This is a genomic window from Isoptericola sp. NPDC060257 (assembly GCF_042726645.1).
Taxonomy (GTDB): domain Bacteria; phylum Actinomycetota; class Actinomycetes; order Actinomycetales; family Cellulomonadaceae; genus Isoptericola; species Isoptericola nanjingensis.
The window spans coordinates 1-6,822 of sequence record NZ_JBHXAW010000244.1 but is presented as its reverse complement, the minus strand read 5'-3'; the positions used below and the strand labels follow the sequence as shown (position 1 = coordinate 6,822).

5 protein-coding genes are annotated in these 6,822 nt (G+C 73.4%); 4 read left to right on the top strand and 1 reads right to left on the bottom strand.

Annotated features, from left to right (window positions below; all coding sequences use genetic code 11):
* Nucleotides 1-152 precede the first annotated feature (152 nt).
* From pflB to ACFWEK_RS16955, 3 genes are read left to right on the top strand one after another with little or no spacing between them, the layout of a single operon-like run.
* Nucleotides 153-2,408, top strand: coding sequence for a formate C-acetyltransferase (gene pflB / locus ACFWEK_RS16965; RefSeq protein ID WP_430554791.1), 2,256 nt, complete (start codon nt 153-155; stop codon nt 2,406-2,408).
* Between the two features lie 2 nt (nt 2,409-2,410).
* Nucleotides 2,411-3,280, top strand: a complete 870-nt coding sequence (gene pflA / locus ACFWEK_RS16960) for a pyruvate formate-lyase-activating protein (protein WP_430554790.1) — start codon at nt 2,411-2,413, stop codon at nt 3,278-3,280.
* Between the two features lie 18 nt (nt 3,281-3,298).
* Nucleotides 3,299-4,066 (top strand): PIG-L deacetylase family protein, encoded by a 768-nt coding sequence (locus ACFWEK_RS16955; RefSeq protein WP_430554789.1) that lies wholly within the window; start codon nt 3,299-3,301, stop codon nt 4,064-4,066.
* A gap of 15 nt (nt 4,067-4,081) precedes the next feature.
* Here the strand turns inward: ACFWEK_RS16955 and ACFWEK_RS16950 are convergent, their stop codons facing one another.
* On the bottom strand, nt 4,082-5,185 hold the full coding sequence (locus tag ACFWEK_RS16950; protein ID WP_430545281.1) for a glutamate--cysteine ligase: 1,104 nt from the start codon (nt 5,183-5,185) through the stop codon (nt 4,082-4,084).
* Between the two features lie 184 nt (nt 5,186-5,369).
* Here ACFWEK_RS16950 and ACFWEK_RS16945 point away from each other — a divergent pair, with 184 nt between their 5' ends.
* Nucleotides 5,370-6,758: a pyridoxal phosphate-dependent decarboxylase family protein gene (locus ACFWEK_RS16945; protein WP_430554788.1), complete on the top strand. Its 1,389-nt coding sequence runs from the start codon at nt 5,370-5,372 to the stop codon at nt 6,756-6,758.
* Nucleotides 6,759-6,822 lie beyond the last annotated feature (64 nt).

The following is a 6,822-nucleotide window of genomic DNA, read 5'->3' as shown; positions in this document are numbered from 1 at the left end:
ACCTTCCAGCAAGCGATCGGTCGCGGGAACGATCGGGTTCCCGCGGCAGATCGCTTGCTGGAAGGTGTCTGCGACGTCACAGCGCCTCGGCATCGTTTGTGAAGGCTTTCACGAATAGGCTGTGGTCATACCTCAGAAGGAGGGGGCTCCCTATGACCACCGACGCGGCACCCACCACGACCACCGCCTGGACGGGCTTCACCCCGGGACCCTGGTGCGACGGCATCGACGTCCGCGACTTCATCCAGCGCAACTACACCCCGTACACGGGCGGCGACGGGTTCCTCGAGGGGCCGACGGCGCGCACCACCGCGGTGTGGGAGCAGCTCTCGGCGATGTTCCCGGCCGAGCGCGAGAAGGGTGTCTACGACGTCGACCCGCACACGCCGGCGGGCATCACCGCGCACGGGCCGGGCTACATCGACCGGGACGCGGAGCTGATCGTCGGCCTGCAGACCGACGCCCCCCTCAAGCGCGCGATCATGCCGAACGGCGGCTGGCGCATGGTCGAGGGCGCGCTGAAGACCTACGGCTACCCGGTGGACGAGAACCTCAAGAAGGTCTTCTCCGAGTACCGCAAGACGCACAACCAGGGCGTCTTCGACGTCTACCCGCCGAACGTCCGCGCCGCCCGCAGCTCGCACGTCATCACCGGCCTGCCGGACGCCTACGGACGCGGCCGCATCATCGGCGACTACCGCCGCGTTGCCCTGTACGGCGTCGACCAGCTGGTCGCAGCGAAGAAGGTCGACAAGCTCGGCCTCGACGTCCGGCCGTTCAGCGAGTCCGTCGTGCGCGAGCGCGAGGAGCACGCGGAGCAGATCCGCGCGCTCGGGGAGCTCAAGGAGATGGCCGCGTCGTACGGGTACGACATCTCGGGCCCGGCGACGACGGCGCGCGAGGCCGTGCAGTGGCTCTACTTCGGCTACCTCGCCGCGGTGAAGGAGCAGAACGGCGCCGCGATGTCGCTCGGCCGCACGTCGACCTTCCTCGACGTCTACATCGAGCGCGACCTGGCCGCCGGGCGGCTCACCGAGCCCGAGGCGCAGGAGATCGTCGACGACTTCGTCATCAAGCTGCGGATCGTGCGCTTCCTGCGCACCCCCGAGTACGACGCGCTGTTCTCCGGCGACCCGACCTGGGTCACCGAGACCATCGGCGGGATGGGCGAAGACGGTCGGCCCCTCGTCACGAAGAACTCGTTCCGCTTCCTGCAGACGCTGTACAACCTCGGCCCCGCGCCCGAGCCGAACATGACGGTGTTCTGGAGCCCTCGGCTGCCCGAGGGGTTCAAGGAGTTCTGCGCCAAGGTGTCGATCGACACCTCCGCGGTGCAGTACGAGTCGGACGAGCAGATCCGCCCCGCGTGGGGCGACGACGCCGCCATCGCGTGCTGCGTCTCGCCGATGGCCGTCGGCAAGCAGATGCAGTTCTTCGGCGCCCGCGTGAACCTCGCCAAGGCGCTGCTGTACGCGATCAACGGCGGCAGGGACGAGGTCACCGGGAAGCAGGTCTCGCCGGCGTTCCCCGCCGTCGCGCCGGGGCTGCCGCTGGACTACGACGACGTGCGTGCCCGCTTCGACCGCACCATGGACTGGCTCGCCGAGACGTACGTCGAGGCGCTGAACTGCATCCACTGGTCGCACGACAAGTACGCGTACGAGCGGCTCGAGATGGCCCTGCACGACAAGGACGTGCTGCGCACCATGGCCTGCGGCATCGCCGGCCTGTCGGTCGCGGCGGACTCCCTGTCGGCCATCCGGTACGCCACCGTCACCCCGGTGACCGACGAGCGCGGCATCGTCGTCGACTACGAGACTGAGGGCGACTGGCCCGCCTACGGCAACGACGACGACCGCGTCGACGCCATTGCCGTCGAGCTGGTCGAGTCGTTCATGGCGAAGATCCGCAGCCACCGGATGTACCGCGACGCGGTGCCCACGCAGTCGGTGCTGACGATCACGTCCAACGTGGTCTACGGCAAGGCGACCGGGAACACCCCGGACGGCCGCCGCGCGGGCGAGCCCTTCTCGCCCGGCGCGAACCCGATGAACGGCCGCGACACGCACGGCATGCTCGCCTCCGCGCTGTCGGTGGCGAAGCTGCCCTACGACCAGGCGCAGGACGGGATCTCGCTGACCAACACGGTCGTGCCCTCCGGCCTCGGCCGCACCCGCGAGGAGCAGGTCGCGAACCTCGCCGGCCTGCTCGACGCCTCGGTGGGCGCCGACGGCTACCACATGAACGTCAACGTCCTCGTGCGCGAGACGCTCGAGGACGCGATGGAGCACCCGGAGAAGTACCCGCAGCTCACGATCCGCGTCTCCGGCTACGCGGTGAACTTCGTGCGGCTGACCCGCGAGCAGCAGCTGGACGTGCTGTCGCGCACCTTCCACGGGGGGCTCTGACCATGACTGCCGGCCCGGCGTTGCTGGACGCCCCCTCCCGGCGCCGGGCCGGCGCCGGCCTGCGGGGGATCGAGACCGTGGACACCGAGGAGGTGGGCCGCTCCGACCGCCTGGCGCTGATGCGCTCGGGGGAGCTCGGCTCGGTGCACTCCTGGGAGCTCGTGACCGCCGTGGACGGCCCGGGGACGCGGCTGACGGTGTTCCTCAGCGGCTGCCCGCTGCGCTGCCTGTACTGCCACAACCCCGACGCCCTGGCGATGAAGGACGGCGAGCCCGTCCTCGCCGAGGACCTGCTGGCCCGCGTGGCGCGCTACCGCGGCATCTTCTCCGCGACAGGCGGCGGCCTCACGCTCTCGGGCGGCGAGGTGCTCATGCAGCCCGCGTTCGCCGCGCGGGTCCTGCGCGGCGCGAAGGAGCTCGGGGTGCACACGACCCTCGACACCTCGGGCTTCCTCGGCGCCAACGCGACCGACGCGATTCTCGACGACACGGACCTGGTGCTGCTCGACATCAAGGCGGGCGACGAGGAGACATACCGGCGCGTGACGGGGCGCTCCCTGGCGCCCACGCTCCGCTTCGGGCGCCGCCTCGCCGAGCGCGGCGTCAAGGTCTGGGTGCGGTTCGTCCTCGTGCCCGGCCTCACCGACGACCCGGAGAACGTCGCCGCCGTCGCCCGGCACGCGGCGGAGATCGAGACCGTGCGCCCTGGCACGGTCGAGCGCGTCGAGGTGCTGCCGTTCCATCAGATGGCCCGCGACAAGTGGGCCGAGCTCGGGCGCACCTACGAGCTCGACGGCACCGAGCCGCCGACGCCGGAGGCGACCGAGGACGTGCGCGACGTCTTCCGCGCCCACGGGCTGACGACGTACTGAGTCGCTAGCGTGGTCGGCATGACGACGACACCCGACCGTGCCGACGAGGGCGCGCCGCTGCGCCCCCTCGACGAGACCTGGACGACGGCGCTCGCGGTGGTGGCGCACCCCGACGACATGGAGTTCGGCGCGGCCGCGGCCGTCGCCCGCTGGACCGGCCAGGGGAAGCGGGTCGTCTACAGCATGGTGACCAGCGGCGAGGCCGGGATCGACGGCATGCACCCCGACGAGGCGCGCCGGGTGCGCGAGGCCGAGCAGACCGCCTCCGCGAGGGCCGTCGGCGTCGAGGAGGTCGAGTTCCTCGGGTTCGCCGACGGGGTGATCGAGTACGGCCTGCCGCTGCGCCGGGCGGTCGCGGGCGCCGTGCGCCGGCACCGGCCGGAGGTCGTCATCACCGGCAACTACCGCGAGACCTTCCCCGGCGGGATGCTCAACCAGGCCGACCACGTCGCGACCGGGCGCGCCGTCGTCGACGCGGTGCGCGACGCCGGCAACCGGTGGGTCTTCACCGACCAGCTCGAGGCCGAGGGGCTCGAGCCGTGGGGCGGCGTGCGTCAGGTGTGGGTCGCCGGGTCGCCCTACGCGGGGCACGCGGTCGACGTCACCGACACGTTCGACGCGGGCGTCGCGTCGCTGCGGGCCCACGCCGCCTACCTGGACGGTCTCGGGTGGGAGCACTTCGACCCGGCCGAGTTCCTCGCTCGGATGACGTCGGCCACCGGGCCGCGGCTGGGCGTGGAGCACGCGACGTCGTTCGAGGTGCTCCGCATGGGCTGGGACGACTGACGCGAGACCGCACGCTCAGGCGTGGGTGACCTCGACGGCGCGGTCCACGACGGCGCGCAGGTCGCCCGACTCCGCGTGCCACGCGCGCTGCCGTGCGGCACCGCCGCCCCCGGCCCAGAGCCGGCCGAGGAGCTCGGTGACCGCGTCCAGGTCGTCGGTGTCGATGAGCGCCTCGCGCACGTGCGCCACGAGCTGCCCGACGACGTCGTGCGCGGGTGCAGGCTGCCACGTGTGCGGCGACAGCAGCTCCGTCGACAGCCCCGAGCGACCTGCGCGCCAGGAGGCGGTGCGCAGCAGCTCGGGCCGCAGCACCGGCGCGGCGAGCCCTTCCGAGGCCTCGCGTGCCGCCGTCTCGACGAGCCCGCGGGCGAGGGCACCCAGCAGGGTGGCCGTATCGGCGTCGAGGCAGACGTCGGCGACGCGGATCTCGACGGTGGGGTAGCGGGCGGAGAGCCGGGCGTCGAAGTACACCATGTTCTGGTCGAGGATCGTCCCGGTGGCGACGAGGTCGTCGACCGCCTGCCGGTAGGCCTCCGGGGACCCGAAGGAGCGGGCCGGTCCGGACGTGGGCCAGCGCGCCCACACCTGGGAGCGGTAGCTGGCGAAGCTGGAGTCCTCGCCCTGCCAGAAGGGCGAGTTCGCGCTCAGCGCGAGCAGCACGGACAGCCACGGCCCGATGCGGTCGAGGACGGCCACGCCCTCGGCGTCGTCGGCCACGGCGACGTGCACGTGGCAGCCGCTGGTGAGCTGCTCGCGGGCCGTGAGGCCGAACGCGGCCCGCGCCTCCAGGTAGCGCAGCCGCGCCACCGTCGTGCCCTCGAACGGCCACGGGGACGTGGCCAGCGCCGCGACGCGCACCCCGACCCGGTCGGCCGCCGCCTGCGCGCGCTGCCGGCCCGCGCGGACCTCCGCGGCGAGGTCGGTGAGCTCGTGGCGAGGGTGGGTCGCCGTCTCGAGCTGTTCCTCCATGAACTCGGTCTCGAGCGCGCCCCCGCCGGTCTCGGGAGACCTCGTCAGGTCGACGCCCGAGGCGTCGAGCGCCTCGCTGGCCCGTGCGACCGGCCGTCCGTCGTCCCCGACCAGCAGGAACTCCTCCTCGATACCCATGGTCCGCTTCATGCGGGGAAGTCTCACACGCGTGCGTGATCGTCGCGCACTTCCGCCGGCCCGCGGGTCTTCGCAGCGAGGATGTCCCGAGCGTCGGGCGCTGCCCTCCCTCCTACCGAGGCCGTCGTCCCGCCCCGTGATCTCCCTCTCGATATCCTGGCGGCGGCACCGAGGCCGGTCGCGAAGGAGCACCCGGATGACGGTCAGAGGCAAGGACTTCGACGGCGCGCTCGACCGCGCCGTGCACCACGCGCGGGCGTGGCTCGACGACGTGGGGGAGCGGCCGGTCCCGCCGCGCGCCGACGCGGACGCCGTCGGCCGGACGCTCGCCGGGCCGTTGCCCGGTCGCGGGCTCGCGCCGGCGGACGTGGTCGACGAGCTCGCCGCCCGGGTCGAGCCCGGCCTGATGGCGATCGGGTCGGGCCGGTTCTTCGGCTGGGTCATGGGCGGCACCCTGCCCGCGGCGCTGGGCGCCGACTGGCTCGTGAGCGCCTGGGACCAGAACGCCGGGATGCGGTTCTCCACGCCGGGCGTCGTCGCGGTCGAGGAGGAGGCGGGACGGTGGGTGCTCGACGCGCTCGGCCTGCCCGCGGGCTCCGACGTGGGCTTCGTGACCGGCGCGACGACGGCGAACCTCACCGGGCTGGCCGCGGCGCGCGGGGCCGTTCTCGGCCGTGCGGGGTGGGAGGTCCACGAGCGGGGCCTGACGGGCGGGCCTCCGGTGCGCGTGCTGGTCGGTGCCGAGCGCCACGACTCCGTCGATCTCGCGCTGCGCTACCTCGGGCTCGGCGCCCCGACGGAGGTGGCGGCCGACGACCAGGGCCGACTGCGCACGGAGTCCCTGGCCGCCGCGCTCGCCGAGGGGCCGCCGGGGGCGCCGACGATCGTGGCTCTGCAGGCCGGCAACGTGCACTCCGGGTCCTTCGACCCCTTCGCGGAGGCGATCCCGCTCGCGCACGACCACGGCGCCTGGGTCCACGTCGACGGCGCGTTCGGCCTCTGGGCGGGGGCGGTGCCGGGTCTCGCCCACCTGGTGCAGGGGATCGAGGGCGCCGACTCCTGGGCGACCGACGCGCACAAGACGCTGAACGTGCCGTACGACTGCGGCGTCGCCGTCGTGGCTGACCCTGCGGCCGTCCGCGCGGCGTTCGGCGTGCACACGGCGTACCTCGTGGACGCGCCCGGCCCCGGCAACCCCTACGACAAGGCGCCCGAGCTCTCGCGGCGTGCGCGCGGCGTGCCCACCTGGGCCGCGCTGCGTTCGCTGGGGCGGGAGGGGTTGGCCGGGCTCGTCGGAGGCCTGGCGGAGCGCGCCCGGGCGATCGCCGAGGGCGTCGCGCGCATCGACGGCGTGCGCGTGGTCAATGACGTCGTCTACACCCAGGTGTGCCTCGCGCTCGACGACGACGCCCTGACGCGCGCGGTCGGCGCGCGGCTCCTCGCCGACGGCGAGACGTGGATCTCCGGCTCCCGATGGCGGGGCCGGGACGTCCTGCGGGTCTCGGTGAGCAACTGGTCCACGGACGGGGACGACGTCGCGAGGACGGTCGAGGCGGTACGGCGTGCTGTCCGGGGCCCGGAGTAGTCCGCGGCGGCGGCTGCGGGCGGAGGAGCGCACCGGTGGCCCGGTCCCGGCGAGGGACCGGGCC